Annotated in this window: 21 protein-coding genes; 14 read left to right on the top strand and 7 right to left on the bottom strand. The window is 60.3% G+C overall.

Annotated features, from left to right (window positions below):
• Position 1 precedes the first annotated feature (1 nt).
• The 7 genes from QEP12_RS08955 to QEP12_RS08925 form a co-directional block, all read right to left on the bottom strand.
• On the bottom strand, positions 2–1,702 hold the full coding sequence (locus tag QEP12_RS08955; RefSeq protein WP_284214022.1) for a DUF4384 domain-containing protein: 1,701 nt from the start codon (positions 1,700–1,702) through the stop codon (positions 2–4).
• Between the two features lie 97 nt (positions 1,703–1,799).
• Entirely contained in the window at positions 1,800–2,210 is a 411-nt protein-coding gene (locus tag QEP12_RS08950; protein ID WP_284214021.1) for a hypothetical protein, read from the bottom strand.
• A 108-nt stretch (positions 2,211–2,318) separates the two neighbouring features.
• Positions 2,319–3,098, bottom strand: coding sequence for a hypothetical protein (locus QEP12_RS08945; protein ID WP_174864176.1), 780 nt, complete (start codon positions 3,096–3,098; stop codon positions 2,319–2,321).
• A 577-nt stretch (positions 3,099–3,675) separates the two neighbouring features.
• Positions 3,676–4,413 carry a sensor histidine kinase gene (locus QEP12_RS08940; RefSeq protein ID WP_284214020.1) on the bottom strand — a complete coding sequence of 246 codons (738 nt, stop codon included), beginning with the start codon at positions 4,411–4,413 and terminating at the stop codon, positions 3,676–3,678.
• A 97-nt stretch (positions 4,414–4,510) separates the two neighbouring features.
• Positions 4,511–5,158, bottom strand: a complete 648-nt coding sequence (locus QEP12_RS08935) for a LuxR C-terminal-related transcriptional regulator (RefSeq protein WP_174864181.1) — start codon at positions 5,156–5,158, stop codon at positions 4,511–4,513.
• Positions 5,159–5,613: 455 nt separating this feature from the next.
• A complete protein-coding gene (locus QEP12_RS08930) occupies positions 5,614–6,084 on the bottom strand; it encodes an RrF2 family transcriptional regulator (RefSeq protein ID WP_219164093.1) in 471 nt (156 codons plus the stop codon).
• Positions 6,085–6,090: 6 nt separating this feature from the next.
• Positions 6,091–7,326: an NnrS family protein gene (locus QEP12_RS08925; RefSeq protein ID WP_431308078.1), complete on the bottom strand. Its 1,236-nt coding sequence runs from the start codon at positions 7,324–7,326 to the stop codon at positions 6,091–6,093.
• Positions 7,327–7,685: 359 nt separating this feature from the next.
• Between QEP12_RS08925 and napE the strand changes: the two genes are divergently transcribed.
• From napE to ccmI, 14 genes are read left to right on the top strand one after another with little or no spacing between them, the layout of a single operon-like run.
• On the top strand, positions 7,686–7,844 hold the full coding sequence (gene napE, locus QEP12_RS08920; protein WP_174862718.1) for a periplasmic nitrate reductase, NapE protein: 159 nt from the start codon (positions 7,686–7,688) through the stop codon (positions 7,842–7,844).
• Positions 7,837–8,133 (top strand): chaperone NapD, encoded by a 297-nt coding sequence (locus tag QEP12_RS08915; RefSeq protein WP_257469216.1) that lies wholly within the window; start codon positions 7,837–7,839, stop codon positions 8,131–8,133. The genes napE and QEP12_RS08915 overlap by 8 nt, the downstream gene beginning before the upstream one ends.
• The gene (gene napA / locus QEP12_RS08910) at positions 8,126–10,621 is read left to right on the top strand and encodes a periplasmic nitrate reductase subunit alpha (protein WP_284214018.1); all 2,496 of its coding nucleotides are present in this window, start codon (positions 8,126–8,128) and stop codon (positions 10,619–10,621) included. The genes QEP12_RS08915 and napA overlap by 8 nt, the downstream gene beginning before the upstream one ends.
• A gap of 21 nt (positions 10,622–10,642) precedes the next feature.
• Positions 10,643–11,137 (top strand): nitrate reductase cytochrome c-type subunit, encoded by a 495-nt coding sequence (locus tag QEP12_RS08905; protein ID WP_284214017.1) that lies wholly within the window; start codon positions 10,643–10,645, stop codon positions 11,135–11,137.
• A gap of 14 nt (positions 11,138–11,151) precedes the next feature.
• Positions 11,152–11,790: a cytochrome c3 family protein gene (locus tag QEP12_RS08900; RefSeq protein ID WP_042414938.1), complete on the top strand. Its 639-nt coding sequence runs from the start codon at positions 11,152–11,154 to the stop codon at positions 11,788–11,790.
• A gap of 4 nt (positions 11,791–11,794) precedes the next feature.
• Positions 11,795–12,475 (top strand): heme ABC exporter ATP-binding protein CcmA, encoded by a 681-nt coding sequence (gene ccmA / locus QEP12_RS08895; protein ID WP_174862716.1) that lies wholly within the window; start codon positions 11,795–11,797, stop codon positions 12,473–12,475.
• On the top strand, positions 12,469–13,125 hold the full coding sequence (ccmB, locus tag QEP12_RS08890) for a heme exporter protein CcmB (protein ID WP_284214016.1): 657 nt from the start codon (positions 12,469–12,471) through the stop codon (positions 13,123–13,125). Before ccmA ends, ccmB begins: the two co-directional genes overlap by 7 nt.
• Before the next feature lies 1 nt (position 13,126).
• Positions 13,127–13,891, top strand: coding sequence for a heme ABC transporter permease CcmC (gene ccmC, locus QEP12_RS08885; RefSeq protein WP_284214015.1), 765 nt, complete (start codon positions 13,127–13,129; stop codon positions 13,889–13,891).
• Positions 13,891–14,034 carry a heme exporter protein CcmD gene (ccmD, locus tag QEP12_RS08880; protein ID WP_174862715.1) on the top strand — a complete coding sequence of 48 codons (144 nt, stop codon included), beginning with the start codon at positions 13,891–13,893 and terminating at the stop codon, positions 14,032–14,034. Before ccmC ends, ccmD begins: the two co-directional genes overlap by 1 nt.
• Complete coding sequence (gene ccmE, locus QEP12_RS08875) at positions 14,031–14,474, top strand: cytochrome c maturation protein CcmE (protein ID WP_174862714.1); 444 nt, start codon at positions 14,031–14,033, stop codon at positions 14,472–14,474. The genes ccmD and ccmE overlap by 4 nt, the downstream gene beginning before the upstream one ends.
• Positions 14,471–16,465: a heme lyase CcmF/NrfE family subunit gene (locus QEP12_RS08870; RefSeq protein ID WP_284214014.1), complete on the top strand. Its 1,995-nt coding sequence runs from the start codon at positions 14,471–14,473 to the stop codon at positions 16,463–16,465. Before ccmE ends, QEP12_RS08870 begins: the two co-directional genes overlap by 4 nt.
• On the top strand, positions 16,465–16,986 hold the full coding sequence (locus QEP12_RS08865) for a DsbE family thiol:disulfide interchange protein (RefSeq protein ID WP_280056294.1): 522 nt from the start codon (positions 16,465–16,467) through the stop codon (positions 16,984–16,986). Before QEP12_RS08870 ends, QEP12_RS08865 begins: the two co-directional genes overlap by 1 nt.
• Positions 16,983–17,450: a cytochrome c-type biogenesis protein gene (locus tag QEP12_RS08860; RefSeq protein ID WP_042414709.1), complete on the top strand. Its 468-nt coding sequence runs from the start codon at positions 16,983–16,985 to the stop codon at positions 17,448–17,450. Before QEP12_RS08865 ends, QEP12_RS08860 begins: the two co-directional genes overlap by 4 nt.
• Positions 17,447–18,334, top strand: a complete 888-nt coding sequence (gene ccmI, locus QEP12_RS08855) for a c-type cytochrome biogenesis protein CcmI (protein ID WP_284214013.1) — start codon at positions 17,447–17,449, stop codon at positions 18,332–18,334. The genes QEP12_RS08860 and ccmI overlap by 4 nt, the downstream gene beginning before the upstream one ends.
• Positions 18,335–18,586: the final 252 nt, after the last annotated feature.

Raw genomic sequence — 18,586 nt, 5'->3', positions numbered from 1 at the left:
TTCAATTGGCTCCGTTGCTGTCTGCGGGTGCTTTGCGGCCCACTACGCTCCAGCGCATGATTTGCGCTACGTAGCCATCGGCCCCCAGCGCTTGCTGAAAGCGCTGTTGCAGACCGGGGATGCCCTGCACGTCTTTTACCGCGGTCAACGCAGGCCCTTGCAGCTCTGCTGGCAGCTTGGGCATGGCATCTTCGGCAGTAGCCATGCAGATCGCGCCTTCTGTGCCCGGTTTGCCCGCATCCAAAATAAAGCCTGGGTTGGCACTCATCCAGTCTGGAATGCGCACGGCCTGGTTGGCGGAGACCAAGGTGTTGAGCTGCAGCGCGTTGGGCAGCAGCCGGGTGACAGCGCCTGCGGTATCAACGTAGTAGCAATACAGGTGCGAGGTGCGCGACACCGTGGCCGACAGAAAAATTTGATCCCCTTCGCTGAAGGCTGGGCGCATGCCTGCCGGCTGCGGGTTCTCTATCTGCAGGTCGATGCTCCAGGGCACTGTGGCTGCAGGTGTGGGCTCCGCAGCCGCAGTGGTTAAGTGCCCGGTATTACTCCAGCCAATGCGGGTGAGCGCCCCCTCCGGGCCCAGCGCCACAAAATCGCGCAGCGCCGCTTCATAGGTGGGAAAGTCGATGATGCCTGTCACCACCACGCCGGTATCTGCTTGAAAGCGTGCCAGGGCGGAGCGCATCTCTGGGTGGTTGGCGCCCAGATCACCTTGGCTGCTGCTCAGGTAGCCCCGGCTGATGAGCGAAGAGCGCACCAGTCGCAGTTGGCCCGAGGTGCCACTTTCATTGAACCAGTCGCGCATCTGGCGCTGGAAATTGGGGTTGGTCTGGTCCAGCATCAGGCATTGCCAGTAGGGCACCCGCGCCCATTTGCCCACAAGTTCAATCATGGCCAGATCTACCAAAGTGCGCAGCGCCCCCCCGGTGCCCATGGCATAGTCGCGCCCGACATTGAAGCGCACCCCGTAGTTGTTGCCGATACGGCCCGCCAGATCCAGCCCTTCGCCAGCGCCCCCAATCACGACTTCATTGGCGGAGTCCAGCCCCGGGATGATGGTGCGCGTGCGAAAGTCGCCCAGGTGCACTTCCAGTGCAACGACGGTGGCGGAGTTGCTGTTGCTGTAGCCCAGATCCACCCGGTCGCTGGAGGCGCCGACGGTCTTGCGCTGGCTGGCAACGTTTTGGTCTACAAAAGCGATAGCGCCAGACACATACAGCGCAGGCCTTTGCAGCTGCATTTGGTTGTTGTTGAGCAAAATTGTCGTGAGGTTTTGCACCGTATCTTGGCGGGCAATGTCGACCTCGTAGTCCACATAGCGGAAAGCATTGCTCAGGTGCGACATCTGCGAGAGGGAGGTCACCACCATGTCTTTCACTGCCACAGGCACCCGGCCCGAAAAATCAGGAAATTGCTTGCTGCTGATGAGCGTGGTGGGCAGTTCTGCGGCCCGCAGCATGTGATCCATGCAGCTGAGTGAGTCAGAAAAGCTGGAGATGGAGCGAACCGGGCGCACGACCGGGCGGTTCATGGTGGTGACGGGTTCATGGGCACTGATGTGGCGCCGCGCATCCAACTGGCCACAGCCGCTGGCAAGCACCGCAGTGCCCAGGAGCAGCCAATGTCCAACCCGGCGTAGGGCGTTGTTGCGCGCCGGTGTATCACCACCCCATGCCACAGCCGCTGGTGTTGTGTATTCCATGATGACCTCTTCTTGTGCGACTGTGTGCCAGCCTGTGTTGTCCAGATGCTTGAGGTACAGGCGCGGCTGTGGCCCAGCCTGTGATATGAAAGGGGAGTCAGTTACAGATGTTGATGAGGTCGCCGCGCAAGACCACTACCTGGTCTTTGCCGGTGCTCTTCACACCTTGACCGCTGGCTGCAGATACGCTGCCAACCGATTGGTAGCACGTGGTCTGGGTGCCGTTGGTTTGCACGCTTTGCACCACATCTTTTTCGGTCTTGATATCGCCCGTATTGGGGGTGTAGGCCTTGGCGGTGTACCGGCTGACCTTGGCTGCCATGTCATCAGGCATGTCTTTGCGGTATTCGAGATTGCCTGAGCGAGCCAGTGGCGAAGTGGGCAGCTGCAAATAGGTGACACGGCCACTGATGGTGACCGGGTCTTCGCCAGGAGCAGCCCAGACAGTCAAAGAGTGCAGGCCGCAGAGGCAGACACCGAAGCAGAGAAAACGAGAGAGACCAGTCATGTCAGCTCCTTTTGCTGAAACCTGGGGTGCACGGCATCAGACCGTTTGACCGATCTGACGCCGTGCACCCGCAGCGTCAGCACTGCTGATAGTTTGAAAACTCACACGTTAGCGTGAGGCAAGCAGTCCGCAAGTTGGGCCGACGCAAACAGCGGGAGGTGGATCGCAGGAGTCATTGGAGGCAATGTTCTGGTAAGCCACTGCATTTGCACCGGTAGCTAGGTTGGCCACGGTAGCCCCGCCTGCAATGTAGGTGCTTTGGCTGGAGGTGCCAGAGATGTCCACCTTGCCATAGTTAGACGACATGTTTTGCACCGCAACGGTGTTCCTGCCCAGAGCCTTGTTGGACACATTGGTGTTGCCGTCCGTGATGCTCACAAACTGGCTGCTGGTACCACTGATCGTGATATCCCCCATATTGCTGGCGGCGTTTTGGTATGCAATCGCTGTGTCCTTGCAATTGGAGCCGTAGCAACCGCTGGAGCTGTTGGCTTCATTGGTTAGGGAGGCATTGGTCACATGAACTTCTTGCTCGGATTTACCTTTGACCCAGAAATGCTTGCTTTGCTCCACAGTGACGTCGCCGACATTCGAAGCCAAGTTTTGCACGGCTACATCACCAGCAGACTTTGCTTCGTTGCTGACGTGGGCATTGGTCAGAATGGTGGTTTGTTTCGATGTACCTTCGATCTGAGCGCCTCCTTTATTAGAAGAAACGTTCTGATTCGCATAGGTTTTGGAGTTGGCCGTGTTTTTCAGATAACCACCGTTCACAGATGCAATCTGGGTGGATGAACCACTGATCGATAGGGTGGTTGGCCCTGTCTGTCCGGCAGCCATTGCTGCAGTTGCGATAGCACTCAGGGCAAGAATTGCAAGCGATTTCATGATGTTTCTCCTGGAGGATCGGAAAAAAGCCCGAAAAAGATCAAGGGAGTTCGATCTTTTCTTCGGTCTATGACTTCACCAAACTCAGGCCTGATTCAGGGGTGCAAAGTTTGGTGGCGTCGGGATCCAGTGTGTGTGCTTGCGCCAACCTGCTCAATTCCCATAACTAGATGCGAATACGAGTTTGTAGTGCTAGAGGAAATGCATGAAAAATGCTCGAACCGCATATCAGATTTGCGCGTGTTGCTATTAAAAAAATTATGTATAAGCAGAATTTGCTTTGCAACAGAATGCATTTTTTGAAATTGTTTGCACCTATGGGTAAAAGTTGTTCATAGGTTTTCTATTTTGTCGTTGCAGCGCATAAAGGCACCCCGATTGATGCGTTCCAATCAATCGATGGATCAATAGATTCGCTTGTGTGGTCGGAGCACGCGGTGTGCGGATCGACTCACGCCCAGGAGGCTGCTGGATGGCGCGCCTCCGATGCCCGTGAATGTTTCGATCCTTCGAGGAAGCAGAAGTTCAGCAGTAGCACGCCCATGCGCATGGGGGGCGGCGGAAGGTTGGTCGCGCTCTACCAGCTCAGGTGCAGGCAGGTGCCACCACCATCCCGGGGGCTGATTTGCAGCTGGCCCCCGATCGCATGCGCGCGCTGGCGCATGTTGGCTAGCCCCATTCCTGCTTGCCCGCAGGTAGGTATGCCGCAACCGTTGTCTTCTACGCGCAGATGGCCTCGCTGGCTTGGTCTTTCTGTGCAAGCTGGGTCGTGGAGGTGAAGTGTGATCCAAATTTCACGGGCATGCGCATGCTGCAAGATATTGCTGATGGCTTCTTGCAGTATGGCGAGTATGTTTTGGGCAATTTGCCCTCGAGGCAGGTGATCGGACGATTGCATCGTATCGTCGTCACAGACATGCCAATGCAGCAAGATGCCACGGCGATCCAGCACGGGCTGAACGCGGTGCCTAAATCTGGCCATGCACATGGGCAATACGTCGTCTTGCCCATCCATGGAGTCGACAATCAACCGCAAATTCAGCAGGCCTTGCTCCAGGGTTTGTTGCAGCACGGGGTCTGGTTTGTTGATACACAGCGATAGCGCATACACCAGTTGGCTACCAAGTACATCGTGCAGAGAGTGGGCGATTCTGCGGCGCTCGGTTCGTATTTCTTGCGAGGGGCGCACACTCTTTCGGCGCCGCCACAGTCTGTGGCGATACGCTTTGGCCAAGTACCAGATGCACATGCATGTGCTGGAGATCACGGACAGATAAGACATCCAGCGCACAAAAGCTGCAGATGTTGCGGGCATGTACCAGAGCCAGCATAGCCCCAGCATCAGCTGCCATGACCAAGTTGCAAGTCGCCAAAGCATGGTGAACCGCACTAGAAATCAGCCACTCCCCAATTCACAGCAAGCCACGCATCAGCGCAAAACGAACTGCTTGCGCACGCGTGTGCACTTGCAACTTGCAGTAAATACTTTTGATGTGTGCGTTCACCGTGGTGGTGCTGATTTCGAGCTGATGACCGATCTCTGCGCTGGTGTAGCCGTTTGCCACCATCCGCAGTACCTTGCGTTCGCGTGCGGAAATGAGGTCAGCAGCGCAGGAAGGTGAGGCGGATGGAGGAGAAGCAACAATGTTTTTGTCGAAGCGCTGTAACAACCTTCGGGCCAAGCTAGGAGTGATGGATGCACCGCCGTTTGCCACTTGAAGCACCGCTTGGACGTAGCTGCCAAACCAAGAGTTTTTGACCAGGTAGCCTGTGGCCCCCACTTCGAAGGCGCGCAAGACCTGTTCTTCGGTTTCAACAACGGAAACCACGATGGCTTCTGCCGTAGGGCGCAGGCTTTTCATCACATCGATCAGCTCTAAGCCGTCGTCGTTTCCGTTGCCCAGGTTCAGGTCAACCAGCATGACATCGAAATCATGCTGTCGGATGCATTTGCGTGCCTCGCGCAAGCAACTGGCCTGTGCGACGACCACCGTCCGGTGGTCATTCATGACCTCTTGAGCAATGACCATGCGTACGTGGCTGTCGTCATCCACCACCATCACCCGAATTGGTTTTTCAGCTTGGCCCGCCAGAAAGTCTGGCCATGTGGAGGACAAGCTTCTGTCAGCGGGGTACTTATGCAGCGTCACTGTGTCTTGATGCTGCGTGTTGTTTACGTTCACGATGCTCTCCCGCGCCTTGGGCTTGCGTGCAGTGCATGGAAGCACTGGACACAGTTATTTAACAAAAAATCACGTTTCAAGGGGGTAGAGTTTTTCGCAAAACGAAACGTTGCGCTTGTCAGTAAAAAGCCCAATCTTGCATGTGCAGAAAAAATTCAAGTCTGTCGTTGTGGAGGAAAGCAGTCTTTACACGCTGCAGACAGCGATCCTATGTTGGAGGTCATCGATTTTGTTACGCCCAGTTGCTGAACGTAATCAGTTGGAACCGTTTGAACCAAGTGCGCTTACGTTCACGTGTCTTGCTGCCAAAGTCGCTGGGGATGATTCAGCCCTTACGGTTTTTGAGCCTCCACGGAAGTCAATTTATTCAGCAGGAGAGGGAGGTGCCTTAATGATGCGGTTTGGGGCTGGGTGATTACGTCTGCCAGGGTGTAGCAGTCAAGATGCTGCAAAAAGGCTTTGAGGGCGCCATTCAGAATGCAGGTCAGCGCACAGCCTCCTGTGAGACGACATTGGTTGTTAGGCCCCAGACATTCGACGAGGTTGAAGTCGGGCTCAATGCTGCGAACCACTGCCCCGAGTGGGATTTGGTCAGGGGCTTTGCTGAGGTGCAGTCCCCCGTGCTTGCCACGCACCGTGGTGATCCACCCTTGCTGTGCCAGCAGTTGGGATACTTTCATCAAGTGCGCTTGTGAGATATCAAAAGCGGTGGCAATTTCGCTGATAGTGCACAAGCGCTCTGTGTGGTGGCCGCTGTAGATAAGGACTCGCAGCGCGTAGTCAGTGAGAGTGGTGAGGCGCATCTTCTTTTAATGGGGTGGTCGCTGAATTGGTATGGGTTTGCCGGGGCGCTGATCAGCCCGGGGGCGTACGAGCCAAGGCACAAATCGCCACAAGTACAAGGCGAACGCTAAAACCCAGCATAGGGCACTGGCATGCAGCCACGGTAGCGGATGGGTGCTGACGCTCAGTGCTGTGAGGCGCAAAACAATGGCGACAGCGACCAAGCCATAGCTGCACACCATGCTGAAATCTGCAACCAGTGCTCTGCCCGTATGTCCAAGCGCTGTGCGCGTAATCATGCCAATGATGAGTGCGCCAAACCCCGCCATCCCCAGCATGTGGATGGGCCATGACAGGCGGGATGTCCAACCCATGGCATAAGCTGCAGCAACCCACAAACCCAGACCAAGTCCGAGGTATCCCAGATAGAGAATCCAGAGTAAAGGAGTGCGCATGACGGACCAAGGCTTCCAAGCGATCACATGCCACAGTGTGATCAGCCCCGCAGCGGCCAAAAACAGGGTTGCCCATTGGTTAAATCCGAATGACCACGTGAGAATTCCCAAAGTGGCTAAGGCAGCTTGCCATTGGCCGCTGCGTGTGTGTCGGTTGAGCGTTAGCTGGGGGAGTGCGCGGCTGGCAAAAAATGGAATAACCCGGCGCGCGATGAGCAAGGCGATCACGGACATACAGAGCATGCCTATGAAGAAGTAATGCATCACGATGACGTACTCAAGCTGCTGCCAGCAAGCGTAGAGATAGGCGGCGTTAGCCGCCGCCATACCCAGCAGCAGCGCAACCAGGATGTAGTTGTGCCGACTTCGACGGGCAAACAAACATCGACCGATTGCAAACGCGGAGACACTCAGAAACAGCAGGTCGGCGATGCTCGCGATACCGAAGGCTGTGGTTCCTGGGAGTAAGAATCCAACTCGTGCTACCGCCCATAGCAAGACAAGGCCACCTAGCGCTGGGCCTTGCAATGGATTCAAGCCTGTCCAGTTGTTGGTAGCAGTCAGTAGAAAGCCCACGGTAATCGCTGCAATAAAGCCCCAGAGCATTTCGTGAGCGTGCCAGAAGACGCCAGCGACTACACCTTGCAGGAGGAATGGAGCAAACACCCATAGCGATACCGCCACTATGGCCCAGAGTGCGCCACAGAGGTACAGCGGCCGAAACCCCAGTTCCAGAAAGGCTTTCAGAGACGGGCGGTGCTGAGGCTGCAGGGAGGACGGTTCCTGGATTTTTAGAAGGCTATTCATTGCAGTTTTTTCAGTAAATACCAAAATTTCATGCAGAGTAGATGTTTCCAAAAATAATATTTGCGTCAATCAATTAATTATTGATGTAAATCAATAATTGAGGTAATTTATTGGTATATAGACTAAAATAATATTTTTTATGTAATTTTGGTTGGGCGATGTTTTTTAATAGAGATTGTTGTTAGAGTGTTTTTAATTGATCTGGAAAACAAGATTTGAATATATATTTGATGTGAATCAATTGAGTGGATTGGCAATATCTCTAAAGTGGTTGCAAGTGTTCTGATCGCTGCGGGTTTGAGTGGATTGAAGTTCTGGCAGAGCATCTGTAACGTAAACCGTCATCCAGAAAGGTGGCTATGCTTGAAAAAAATAATCCCACGGCACGCAAAGAAGAGCTGCGCAGCTTTGCTTTTCTAACGGTAGTGATGGCACCGGTGTTGGCTGGTTTGATCATTGCTGGCTACGGCTTCCTGGTCTGGATCTACCAGATGTTTGCGGGCCCTCCGCATGCCTGAAACCCTGCATCTGATGGTGGATGAACTCCACATTGCCAGTCTGGTGGTTCATACGATGCCGCAAGCGCTTGATCCTGTAGGGCAGGCGCTGGCCAAGATGGACTCCATCCAAGTGCATGGCACCCATCCAGATGGCAAGCTGGTAGTCACCTTGGAAGGGCCTAGTGCGGACTTCATCCTGGATCAGGTGGCGCAAATTCGGTTGGTTGATGGTGTGTTGAACGTCTCACTGGTGTATCAGCACGCAGAACCCCGGCAATTACTTAACGAGGGGGTCTCCAATGACTAGTACCCGTCGCGATTTTGTTCGTCAAACTGCTGCTGCCGCTGCTGGCGCTGTGGCAGGCATTCCCATCCACGCCATCTCTCAGGAGGGCGCAAAAGCAGGTGGTGCCGCCACCATGAAGTGGTCCAAGGCGCCCTGCCGCTTCTGTGGCACCGGCTGCGGCGTGATGGTGGCCGTCAAGGACAACCGGGTGGTGGCGACCCAGGGTGATCCCCAGGCCGAAGTGAATCGGGGCCTCAATTGTGTCAAGGGCTACTTCCTGTCGAAGATCATGTATGGCGAGGACCGTCTGACACGGCCGCTGCTGCGCATGAAAAATGGCAAATACGCCAAAGATGGGGAATTCCAGCACGTGTCATGGGATACCGCGTTCGATGTGATGGCCCAGCAATTCAAGAAGGCGCTCAAGGAAAAGGGGCCGTCCGGCTTGGGCATGTTCGGCTCGGGCCAGTGGACGGTCTGGGAAGGCTATGCCGCATCCAAGCTGTTCAAGGCCGGCTTCCGCTCCAACAATATCGATCCGAATGCGCGCCACTGCATGGCCTCGGCGGTGGCGGGCTTCATGCGCACCTTCGGCATGGACGAGCCTATGGGCTGCTATGACGACATCGAAGCTACGGACACCTTTGTGCTTTGGGGCTCGAACATGGCAGAAATGCATCCTGTGCTCTGGACGCGCGTGACGGATCGCCGTTTGAGCGCACCGAACGTCAAGGTGGCCGTGTTGTCTACCTTTGAGCACCGTTCGTATGAACTCGCGGACATTGAGCTGACCTTCAAGCCGCAGACCGACCTGGCGATCCTGAACTACATTGCCAACCACATCATCACCACAGGGCGTGTGAACCAGGAGTTTGTGGCCAAGCACTGCAATTTCAAATTGGGCAATCCGGACATCGGTTATGGCTTGCGTCCAGAGCATCCTCTGCAAAAAGCTGCCAAAAATGCCGGTGATCCGAATGGTGCCAAGCCCATGACTTATGAGGAGTACGCCAAGTTCGTCTCCACGTACACCTTGGAATACACCACCAAACTGACAGGGGTTCCTGCCAACCGGCTCAAGGAGTTGGCCGAGCTGTACGCAGACCCCAAGCGCAAGGTGGTGTCGTTCTGGACCATGGGCTTCAACCAGCATACGCGCGGCGTTTGGGCCAACAACCTTGTCTACAACATCCACCTGCTCACCGGCAAGATCGCAACCCCGGGCAACAGTCCATTCTCGTTAACTGGTCAGCCTTCGGCATGTGGCACGGCGCGCGAAGTAGGTACGTTCTCGCACCGCTTGCCCGCGGATATGGTGGTTACCAATCCCGAGCACCGCAAGACCGCGGAAAAAATCTGGAAGTTGCCCGAGGGCACCATTCCCGATAAACCCGGCTATCACGCCGTGCAACAGCACCGGATGCTCAAGGATGGCAAGCTCAATGCCTACTGGGTCATGGTGACCAACAACATGCAGGCCTCCGCTAACATGGTGCAAGAAGGCTATCCGGGCTATCGCAATCCGGACAACTTCATTGTGGTGTCGGATGCCTATCCCACCGTCACCGCGACCTCGGCGGACCTGATCCTGCCTACCGCCATGTGGGTGGAAAAGGAGGGTGCCTATGGCAATGCCGAGCGCCGCACGCACTTCTGGCATCAACTGGTCAACGCGCCGGGCGAAGCACGTTCGGACTTGTGGCAACTGATGGAGTTTGCCAAGCGCTTCAAGATCGAGGAGGTGTGGCCTGAGGAACTCCTGGTCAAGGCCCCGCAGTACCGAGGCAAGACCATGTTTGATGTGCTGTACCGCAATGGTCAGGTGGACAAATTCCCCGTGACCGACATGGAGGCAGGGTACAACAACCATGAGGCCGAGTTGTTTGGCTTTTACCCCCAGAAGGGGCTGTTCGAAGAGTACGCAGCGTTCGGGCGTGGTCATGGCCACGATCTGGCGCCGTTCGATGTCTACCACCAGGTGCGTGGCTTGCGCTGGCCTGTCGTCAATGGGCAGGAGACCAAGTGGCGTTACCGCGAGGGGACCGATCCGTATGTGAAGCCGGGGACCGGTTTCGAGTTCTATGGCCACAAGGATGGCAAGGCGGTCATTTTCGGCCTGCCTTATGAGCCAGCCGCCGAGGCTCCCGATAAGGAATATCCGTTCTGGCTGTCTACCGGCCGTGTGCTGGAGCACTGGCACTCCGGATCCATGACCCGGCGTGTGCCCGAGCTGCATCGTGCCGTGCCGAACGCGCTGTGCTACATGCATCCTGACGATGCCAAGGCGCTCGGCTTGCGCCGGGGCAGTGAGGTCGAAGTTGCCTCGCGCCGCGGCGCCATTCGCTCCCGCGTGGAGACCCGTGGTCGCAACAAGCCACCGCGAGGTCTGGTCTATGTGCCATGGTTTGATGCCAGCCAGTTGATCAACAAGGTGACGCTGGACGCGACCGACCCGATCTCGTTGCAAACCGACTTCAAGAAGTGTGCCGTGAGGCTGACCAAGGTCTGAGCACAAGCAGAGGAGCACCCCATGAAATGCATACAGAAACTGGGAATGGCGCTGATGCTGTGTCTCGGTGTGGTCACCGCGACCGACACGGCCTTCGCCGAGCCCTTGTACGACAAGGCCCGCGGCACGGCTCCCTTGCTGGAAACCACCAAGCCACCGGTGCTGGGCAATCCCATCAACGATGATGTGCGCCGCACGCGCAACTACGCGCAGCAGCCGCCCGTGATCCCGCACCGCATCGATGGCTACCAGGTCGACAAGAACTTCAACAAGTGCATGGATTGCCACTCCCGCGCCAAAGCGGAAGTCTCTCAGGCGATCCCGGTCTCCATCACCCACTACCAGGACCGCGATGGCAATACCCTGGCGCAGATCTCGACCCGGCGCTACTTTTGCGTGCAGTGCCATGTGGGGCAGGACAATGCGACGCCTTTCGTAAGAAATACATTCCAGGATGTGGACAGCCTGCTCCTGAAAGCATTGCAAAATCCTGCGAACGCATCCAAGAAACCATGAACTGGGGCACAAGTATGCTGCAATTACTCAAGCGCTACTGGGCCGTCATACGGCGCCCTAGCGTGCATTTCAGCCTTGGGTTCCTGACGATTGGAGGGTTCATTGCGGGCATCCTGTTCTGGGGGGCTTTCAATACCGCGATGGAGGTCACGAACACTGAGAAGTTCTGTACGGGTTGCCATGAAATGCGTGACAACGTTTTCGCCGAGCTGAAGAGCACCATCCACTACACCAACCGTTCCGGGGTGCGCGCGATCTGCTCGGACTGCCACGTGCCGCACAACTGGACCGACAAGATGGCGCGCAAGATGCAGGCGTCCAAGGAGGTGTGGGGCAAGATCTTTGGCACAGTGGACACACCGGAAAAATTTGATGCCAAGCGCCTGGAACTGGCGCAGCACGAATGGGCACGCCTGAAAGCCAACGATTCCCTGGAATGCAGAAACTGCCACAACTACGACTCCATGGACTTCACACGCCAAAGTCAGCGGGCGCAGAACATGCATTCCACCTACCTGGCGAACAAGGAAAAAACCTGCATCGATTGCCACAAGGGGATTGCCCACCAGCTGCCACACATTCCTCCGGGCGTGGGCCCCAGTGACAGCCCGGGTCAGGTGGTCCCAGCCCCTGTTGCCATGGCCAAGCCCTGATCGCATGGTGTCTGCGGAGCATGCGCCACGGAGCCTGGACGTTGCTGGCTTTGGCTGTCTCCGCAATGGCCGTGTGCTGTTGCGTCAGATCGATTTCAGCCTGCAGGCCGGCCAGGTGCTGCAGCTCAAGGGCAGCAATGGTGCTGGCAAGAGCACCTTGCTGCGCAGTCTGGCCGGGCTGATGCCCTGGCGTGCCGGGGCGCTGGCATGGTGCGGTCAGCGTGTCATCGCATCCAGCCCCGCGTTCCAGCGGCAGCTGTCGTACCTGGGGCACCAGTGCGGCATGAGCGATGCCCTCAGTGGGATCGAGAATCTGCGTTTCGCACTCCAACTGCAGGCCGTGCCCTGGTCCGGTGAACGTGCGGCCCAGGTGCTGCGCGCACTGGATGTCCTGGATGTGGCTGCGCGTCCTTTTGGCCGCTTGTCCCAGGGGCAGCGACGGAGGGTGGCGATTGCCCGGGTCCAGCTCAGTGAGCGCCCGCTGTGGTTGCTCGACGAGCCAGACAATGCGCTGGATGCACAGGGCAGCGCCTTGCTGGTGCAACTGCTGTCTGCACACGCCCAGGCAGGTGGGCTGGCGATGGTGGTCAGCCATCGCGGGCTGCTGGTGTCTGGTGTGCCGTCCCCGGTATTGGACTTGAGTGCCCCCTCAGCGGCTCCGGCACAGCAGGAGGCACCATGCTGAGGGCGGTGGTGCTGCGCGAGCTGCGTCTGGCCGTTCGCCGGCCGGCCGATGCCCTGAGTGGTCTGGCGTTTTTCCTGATGGTGGGCAGCCTGTTTCCGCTGGCTTTGGGGCCGGACAGCGCCTTGCTCCGGCAGATCGCGCCTGGCGTTGTCTGGGTGGCGGCCTTGCTGGCGGTCTTGCTGGGCCAGCACCGCCTGTTCGAGGGGGATCATGCAGACGGTTCACTGGAGCAGTGGTTGTTGGCCCCTGCACCTTTGCCCCTCCTGGTGGGGGTGAAGGTGGGGGCGCAATGGCTGGTGGGTACGCTACCGCTGTTGCTGGCCACGCCACTGCTGGGCTGGCAATATGGCCTGGGCGAGGAGGTGATGGGGGTGCTGCTGCTGTCACTGGCCTTGGGCACACCCAGCCTGTGCGTGCTGGCGGCCCTGGGGGCTGCGCTGACCCTGGGCGTGCGGGGCGCTTTGCTGCTGGTGCTGGTCGTGCTGCCGCTGAGCGTGCCGATCCTGATCTTTGGCAGCCATGCCGTGACCCAGTCCTTGCTGGGGCTGCCTGCGGCCCCCGCGTTGAATTTGCTCGGCGCATGTTTGTGCCTGGCGCTGCTGGCTGGCCCCTGGGCGATTGCGGCGGCGCTGAGGCTGGCGCTGGAATGATATGAATCCCTCCCCTGTTGCTTCTTCTCCTCGATCGCCGCGTGCTGCGGCTGCAGGTTTTCGCTGGCGCCAACTGGCCTCCCCCCCCGTGTTCGATCACTGGGCACAACGCCTGTGGCCGTGGCTGGCCGTGCTGGCGCTGGCGTTGGCCGTGGCCGGGCTGTGGGTGGGTTTTTTCGTGGCCCCCACTGACCACCAGCAGGGCGAGGTCTATCGCATCATCTTTTTGCATGTGCCTGCGGCCTGGATGTCGATGTTCATTTATGTGGTGGCGGCGGTGCACGCGGGGCTGGGCTTGGTCTACCGCACCCGCCTGTCACCGCTGCTGGCGCGCGCCTTGGCGCCCACCGGGGCCCTGTTCACCGTGATCGCGCTGTGGACCGGCGCGGCCTGGGGCAAGCCCACCTGGGGCGCATGGTGGGTGTGGGACGCGCGGCTGACGTCGGAGCTGATCCTGCTGTTTCTGTACCTGGGCTACCTGGGAGTGGCCTCGGCCATTGAAGACCCCGAACGTGCCGACGCGGCCGGTGCCATCGTGTTGCTGGCGGGCGTGGTGAATGTGCCCATCATCTATTTTTCGGTGCAGTGGTGGAGCACCCTGCACCAGGGGGCCACAATCCGCATGGATGCTGCCCCCAGCATGACCCACACCATGCTGGCGGGCATGCTGCTGATGACCCTGGCGTGCTGGGCCTATACGCTGGCCGTGTGCTTGCTGCGCACGCGCTGCCTGATCCGAGAACGTGCCGCAGAGGAGCAACTGTGATGGCGACACATAGTTTTTACATCGCACTGGCCTATGGTGTCAGCGCAGCGCTCCTGCTGCTTGAAATTCTGGCGCTGCTGTGGCGCTGGCGTTGGCCGCGACAGGGCCCCGAACTGCGCGACCCTGAGGGAGATGCTGAATGAAACCCCGTCGAAAGCGCCTGCTGTGGGTGCTGGTCGGCGTGGCCCTGGTGGGGCTGGCCGTCACCCTGGTGCTGCGCGCACTGGATGCGAATGTCATGTTTTTCTACAGCCCCAGCCAGATCCACGCGGGCGAAGCGCCGCAGGGTGCGGCCTTTCGCATCGGTGGCCTGGTGGAGGTCGGCTCGCTGCAGCGTTCCACCGATGGCCTGCAGGTGCAGTTCATGGTGACCGACGAGGTGCAGCGCGTGCCGGTGCGCTACCAGGGCCTGTTGCCCGATCTGTTCCGCGAAGGCAAAGGGGTGGTCGCATCCGGCAAGCTGCAGGCGAATGGTTTGTTCGAGGCCTCCGAAGTGCTGGCCAAGCACGATGAGAACTACATGCCCCCGGAAGCGGCCAAGGCACTGGAAGACGCCGCGCGGACATCAAGGGGGCAGCCATGATGGCGGAGCTGGGGGTGTTTGCGCTGGTGCTGGCGCTGATCGTTGCGCTGGTGCAGGCCACGCTGCCGTTGCTGGGTGCCCAGTGGGGGATCGCTGCCTGGGTGCGCTTGGCGCGGCCCGCCGCCGCCCTGCAGTGCCTGCTGTCGCTACTGGCGGCGGGTGTGCTGTTCTGGTGCTTCGGCACGCAGGACTACTCCGTGCTGTACGTCGCGGCCAACTCGCACAGCGATTTGCCCATGATCTACAAGCTGACGGCCTTCTGGGGCGGGCATGAAGGCTCCATGCTGCTGTGGCAGGTGCTGCTGGCCTGTTGGAGCGCGGCGGTCGCCTGGCGCAGCCGCGCATTGCCGGCCGATTTCGTGGCGCGCGTGCTGGCGGTGCTGGGCTGGGTCAGCGTCGGGTTTCTGCTGTTCGTGCTGTTTTTGTCCAATCCGTTCTTGCGTTTGGTGCCGGCCGCGCTGGAAGGTAAGGATCTGAATCCCTTGCTGCAGGACCCGGGCATGGTCTTTCACCCTCCACTGCTGTACATGGGCTATGTGGGTTTTGTGGTGCCGTTCGCGTTTGCGCTGGCGGCCCTGATTTCGGGCGAGCTGGGCGCCGCCTGGGCGCGGTGGTCGCGGTCCTGGACGCTGGCTGCCTGGGGCTTTCTGACACTGGGCATCCTGCTGGGCAGCGCCTGGGCGTATTACGTGCTGGGCTGGGGGGGCTGGTGGTTCTGGGACCCGGTGGAAAACGCCTCCTTCATGCCGTGGCTGGTGGGTACGGCCTTTCTGCACTCGCTGATCGTCACGGACCAGCGCGGCGCATTCCGCAGTTGGTCAGCATTGCTGGCGATCTGCGCGTTTTCGCTGTGCCTGCTGGGTACGTTCCTGGTGCGCTCCGGGGTGCTGACCTCGGTCCACGCGTTTGCGGTCGATCCGGGGCGCGGCCTGTTCATCCTGTGCTTCATCGTGGCGGTGGTGGGCGTATCGCTGTGGCTGTACGCCTGGCGGGCGCCGGAGCTGGGCACCGGGGGCGGGCAGTTCGCCTTGCTGTCGCGCGAAACCCTGCTGCTGGTGAACAACGTGCTGTTCTGCGCTGCGGCCCTGGCCGTGCTGATCGGCACGCTGTACCCCCTGGCACTGGATGTGCTGCGCAACGAAAAGATCTCGGTCGGCCCTCCGTATTTTGAAGCGGTCTTTCTGCCGCTGGTCCTGCCGGCGCTGGCCTTGATGGGTTGTGGCACGGTGGCCCGCTGGAAGCAGGGCGCGGGCCGCGAGCTGTGGCAGCGGCTGCGCGTGGCCCTGGTGCTGACCGTAGTGAGCGTGGGCGTGCTGGGCCTGACCCAGGCTGGGTCCATCACGCCCGTGACCTTGCTGGGGGTGGCCCTGGGCCTGTGGTGCCTGCTGAGCACGCTGGCGCATGCCGTCCAGCGCCTATTGCCTGCGGTGCGGCAAGGCGCAGGCTGGCAGCGCGTGGCCCGTCAGCCATGGGGCTGGTGGGGCACGGTGATGGCGCATGCCGGTGTGGGCGTGTTCGTGATGGCCGTGAGCCTAGCCAACGGGCTGGAGACCAAGCGCGAAACCCATGTGGCCCAGGGTCAGAGCGTGGAGGCCGACCGTTACCGCTTTACCCTGGTGGGGCTGTCCTCGGTGGAGGGGCCCAACTACGATGCCCAGCGCGCCCACTTTCGCGTCAGCGATGGGGACCAGAGCTGGGACATGTACCCCGAAAAACGTGCCTACCGGGTGCAGACCATGGGGCTGAGCCAGGCGGCTATCGACAGCCGATGGACGCGCGATGTGTTCATCGCACTGGGCGAGCCGCTGGATGAGACCGGGCAGGCCTGGACCGTGCGTCTGCAGGTCAAACCCTGGATGGAGTGGATCTGGATGGGGACTTTCATGATGGCACTGGGGGCGGGCTTGAGCCTGCTGGACAAGCGTTTTCGCACCGGGCGCCAGCGCGTGCCCCGTGCCGCGCGCAGCGCTGTGGCACACAAGGTGGCGTGATGCGTTTTGTCATTCCTTTGGCGGTTTTCCTGGGGCTGGCGGTCATGCTGGGCCTGGGCTTGCAACGTGATCCGCGGGCGCTGGAATCGGCCCTCTTGCAGCAGCCGGTGCCGGTGTTCGATCTGCCGGTGCTGCAGGGGCCGGAAGGCGCCCGGCTGACGCCCCAGGCGCTGCAAGGCCAGGTCTGGCTGCTGAACGTCTGGGCCTCCTGGTGCGCGCCCTGCCGCCAGGAGCTGCCGATCCTGGTGGAGATGTCACGCAAGGACGGTGTGGCCCTTTATGGCCTGAACTACAAGGACCAGTCCGCCAAGGCCCAGGCCCTGCTGCGCGTGGCCGGCAACCCGTATGTGGCTTCTGCGGTGGATGCCGATGGCCGGGTCGGCATGGACTTTGGGATCCATGCCGTGCCGGAAACCTTTGTGATCGATGCCCAGGGCCTGGTTCGCTACCGCCACCTGGGGCCGGTGACGCCCGAGGTGTGGAACGACAAACTGATGCCTGTGGTGAGGGCTGTGCAATGAAACCCTGGTCCCTGGCGCTGTGCGCCGCCCTGCTTAGCCCCGGTGTCTTCGCCGCGCAAGACCTGGAACTGGAGGCGCGCGAGGCGGCCCTGGCCGCCCGGCTGCGCTGCGTGGTCTGCCAGAACCAGACCGTGGCCGAATCCCAGGCGCCGATCGCCAAGGACATGCGCAAAGAAATTGCGGTGCAGCTGGCGCAGGGCCGCAGTGACGCCGAGGTGGTGGCCTTCTTCGAGCAGCGTTATGGCAGTTTTGTGCGCTATGCACCGCCGTGGAAGCCTTCGACCTGGGTGCTGTGGTGCGCCCCGTTTGTCGTGCTGCTGGGCGGCTTGCTGCTGCTGTGGCGCACGCTGCGCCGGCGCCACCAGAGCGTGGCCCGCCCGGGATTGAGCCCGCAGGAGCGGGCGCGGGCCCAGGCGTGGCTGGAGAACCGCCAGGACACACCGACACCGGAGGACCGTCCATGAGCGATATGGTGGGATTGTGGCTGGGGGCGCTGGCCCTGGTGCTGCTGTGCCTGGCGGTGCTGCTGCCCAGTTTGCTGCGGGATGCGGCCCAGCCGGTGACCGGCAGCGATGACGCCCTGCGGGCGCTGTACCTGGCCCAGCTGCAGGAGCTGGCGCGGGAGCACCGCGCCGGCAACCTTGATGCGGCCGATCTGACCCAGGCCGAGGACGAATTGCAGCGCCGCCTGCTGCAGGAGTTGGCGCAGCGCGCGCAGCCCCGGGCCTGGCGGCAGCGGCCGTGGCTGCCACGCGCCAGCGCCCTGGTGCTGGCCGTGCTGCTGCCCGTGGCGGCATGGGGGCTGTATGTGCAGGTGGGCGATCCGCAGGCCGCGGCCCGCCTGGCCCAGGCGGATGCCATGGGCCACAGCGCGGGCCAGGCGCAGGTCGAGGCCATGGTGGCCGGCCTGGCGCAGCGCTTGCAGACGCTGCCCGACAACCTGCCGGGGTGGGTGATGCTGGCGCGCTCCTACGAAACCCTGGAGCGCTATGCCGATGCCGCCCAGGCCTACCAGGGCGCGCTGCAGACGGCGCAAGCCCAGGGCCTGGAGGCCACGGAGCAGGCGCGCCTGTGGGCGGACCTGGCGGATGCCCAGGCCTCCGCACAGCAGGGGCGCCTGGACGGTGCGGCGGGCGCCGCGATCACCCAGGCGCTGAACCTGGACGCGCAGCAACCCAAGGCGCTGGCGCTGGCCGGTGCGGCGGCCTTGCAGGCGGGCAATCCGCGGGTGGCGCGCGACCACTGGCAGGCGCTGCTGGCCTTGCTGGAGCCTGGCTCCGACGTGGCACTGCAGGTGCAGGATGATCTGGTGAAGTTGGAGCTGCTGCTGCGCGAGCCTGGCCGTTGAGCGGTTTTGACGCGTGGCGTGTCTGAACGGCAGGCCACACACAGCATCTGCTGTTCAGTCAGGAGGCTGTACGCCTAAATTGCCCGTAGTTAACAGTTTGGGTGATGGTTAAAGGTTCGGGATGTGATTCATGCAACCAACATTTATTGCATCAAGCAGCACTAAACCGTCTGGTGCTACGAGACTGTTGCGTGAATTGAACCTGGCCAGTCAAGAGTTCGTGTCGCGACTCTCGGGGGGTTACCAGAGTTT

It is taken from the genome of Comamonas jiangduensis, assembly GCF_030162955.1.
GTDB classification, from domain to species: Bacteria; Pseudomonadota; Gammaproteobacteria; order Burkholderiales; family Burkholderiaceae_C; genus Comamonas; species Comamonas jiangduensis.
Note: the sequence above shows the minus strand (reverse complement) of the source record. Positions and strands in the feature narration are given on the sequence as shown.

What these genes read in the sequence shown, in the direction of transcription:
- QEP12_RS08955 (WP_284214022.1), bottom strand. Translation starts at nt 1,702, where the DNA reads ATGGAATACACAACACCAGCGGCTGTGGCATGGGGTGGTGATACACCG.
- QEP12_RS08950 (WP_284214021.1), bottom strand. Translation starts at nt 2,210, where the DNA reads ATGACTGGTCTCTCTCGTTTTCTCTGCTTCGGTGTCTGCCTCTGCGGC.
- QEP12_RS08945 (WP_174864176.1), bottom strand. Translation starts at nt 3,098, where the DNA reads ATGAAATCGCTTGCAATTCTTGCCCTGAGTGCTATCGCAACTGCAGCA.
- QEP12_RS08940 (WP_284214020.1), bottom strand. Translation starts at nt 4,413, where the DNA reads ATGCCCGCAACATCTGCAGCTTTTGTGCGCTGGATGTCTTATCTGTCC.
- QEP12_RS08935 (WP_174864181.1), bottom strand. Translation starts at nt 5,158, where the DNA reads ATGGTGGTGGATGACGACAGCCACGTACGCATGGTCATTGCTCAAGAG.
- QEP12_RS08930 (WP_219164093.1), bottom strand. Translation starts at nt 6,084, where the DNA reads ATGCGCCTCACCACTCTCACTGACTACGCGCTGCGAGTCCTTATCTAC.
- QEP12_RS08925 (WP_431308078.1), bottom strand. Translation starts at nt 7,326, where the DNA reads ATGAATAGCCTTCTAAAAATCCAGGAACCGTCCTCCCTGCAGCCTCAG.
- napE (WP_174862718.1), top strand. Translation starts at nt 7,686, where the DNA reads ATGCTTGAAAAAAATAATCCCACGGCACGCAAAGAAGAGCTGCGCAGC.
- QEP12_RS08915 (WP_257469216.1), top strand. Translation starts at nt 7,837, where the DNA reads ATGCCTGAAACCCTGCATCTGATGGTGGATGAACTCCACATTGCCAGT.
- napA (WP_284214018.1), top strand. Translation starts at nt 8,126, where the DNA reads ATGACTAGTACCCGTCGCGATTTTGTTCGTCAAACTGCTGCTGCCGCT.
- QEP12_RS08905 (WP_284214017.1), top strand. Translation starts at nt 10,643, where the DNA reads ATGAAATGCATACAGAAACTGGGAATGGCGCTGATGCTGTGTCTCGGT.
- QEP12_RS08900 (WP_042414938.1), top strand. Translation starts at nt 11,152, where the DNA reads ATGCTGCAATTACTCAAGCGCTACTGGGCCGTCATACGGCGCCCTAGC.
- ccmA (WP_174862716.1), top strand. Translation starts at nt 11,795, where the DNA reads ATGGTGTCTGCGGAGCATGCGCCACGGAGCCTGGACGTTGCTGGCTTT.
- ccmB (WP_284214016.1), top strand. Translation starts at nt 12,469, where the DNA reads ATGCTGAGGGCGGTGGTGCTGCGCGAGCTGCGTCTGGCCGTTCGCCGG.
- ccmC (WP_284214015.1), top strand. Translation starts at nt 13,127, where the DNA reads ATGAATCCCTCCCCTGTTGCTTCTTCTCCTCGATCGCCGCGTGCTGCG.
- ccmD (WP_174862715.1), top strand. Translation starts at nt 13,891, where the DNA reads ATGGCGACACATAGTTTTTACATCGCACTGGCCTATGGTGTCAGCGCA.
- ccmE (WP_174862714.1), top strand. Translation starts at nt 14,031, where the DNA reads ATGAAACCCCGTCGAAAGCGCCTGCTGTGGGTGCTGGTCGGCGTGGCC.
- QEP12_RS08870 (WP_284214014.1), top strand. Translation starts at nt 14,471, where the DNA reads ATGATGGCGGAGCTGGGGGTGTTTGCGCTGGTGCTGGCGCTGATCGTT.
- QEP12_RS08865 (WP_280056294.1), top strand. Translation starts at nt 16,465, where the DNA reads ATGCGTTTTGTCATTCCTTTGGCGGTTTTCCTGGGGCTGGCGGTCATG.
- QEP12_RS08860 (WP_042414709.1), top strand. Translation starts at nt 16,983, where the DNA reads ATGAAACCCTGGTCCCTGGCGCTGTGCGCCGCCCTGCTTAGCCCCGGT.
- ccmI (WP_284214013.1), top strand. Translation starts at nt 17,447, where the DNA reads ATGAGCGATATGGTGGGATTGTGGCTGGGGGCGCTGGCCCTGGTGCTG.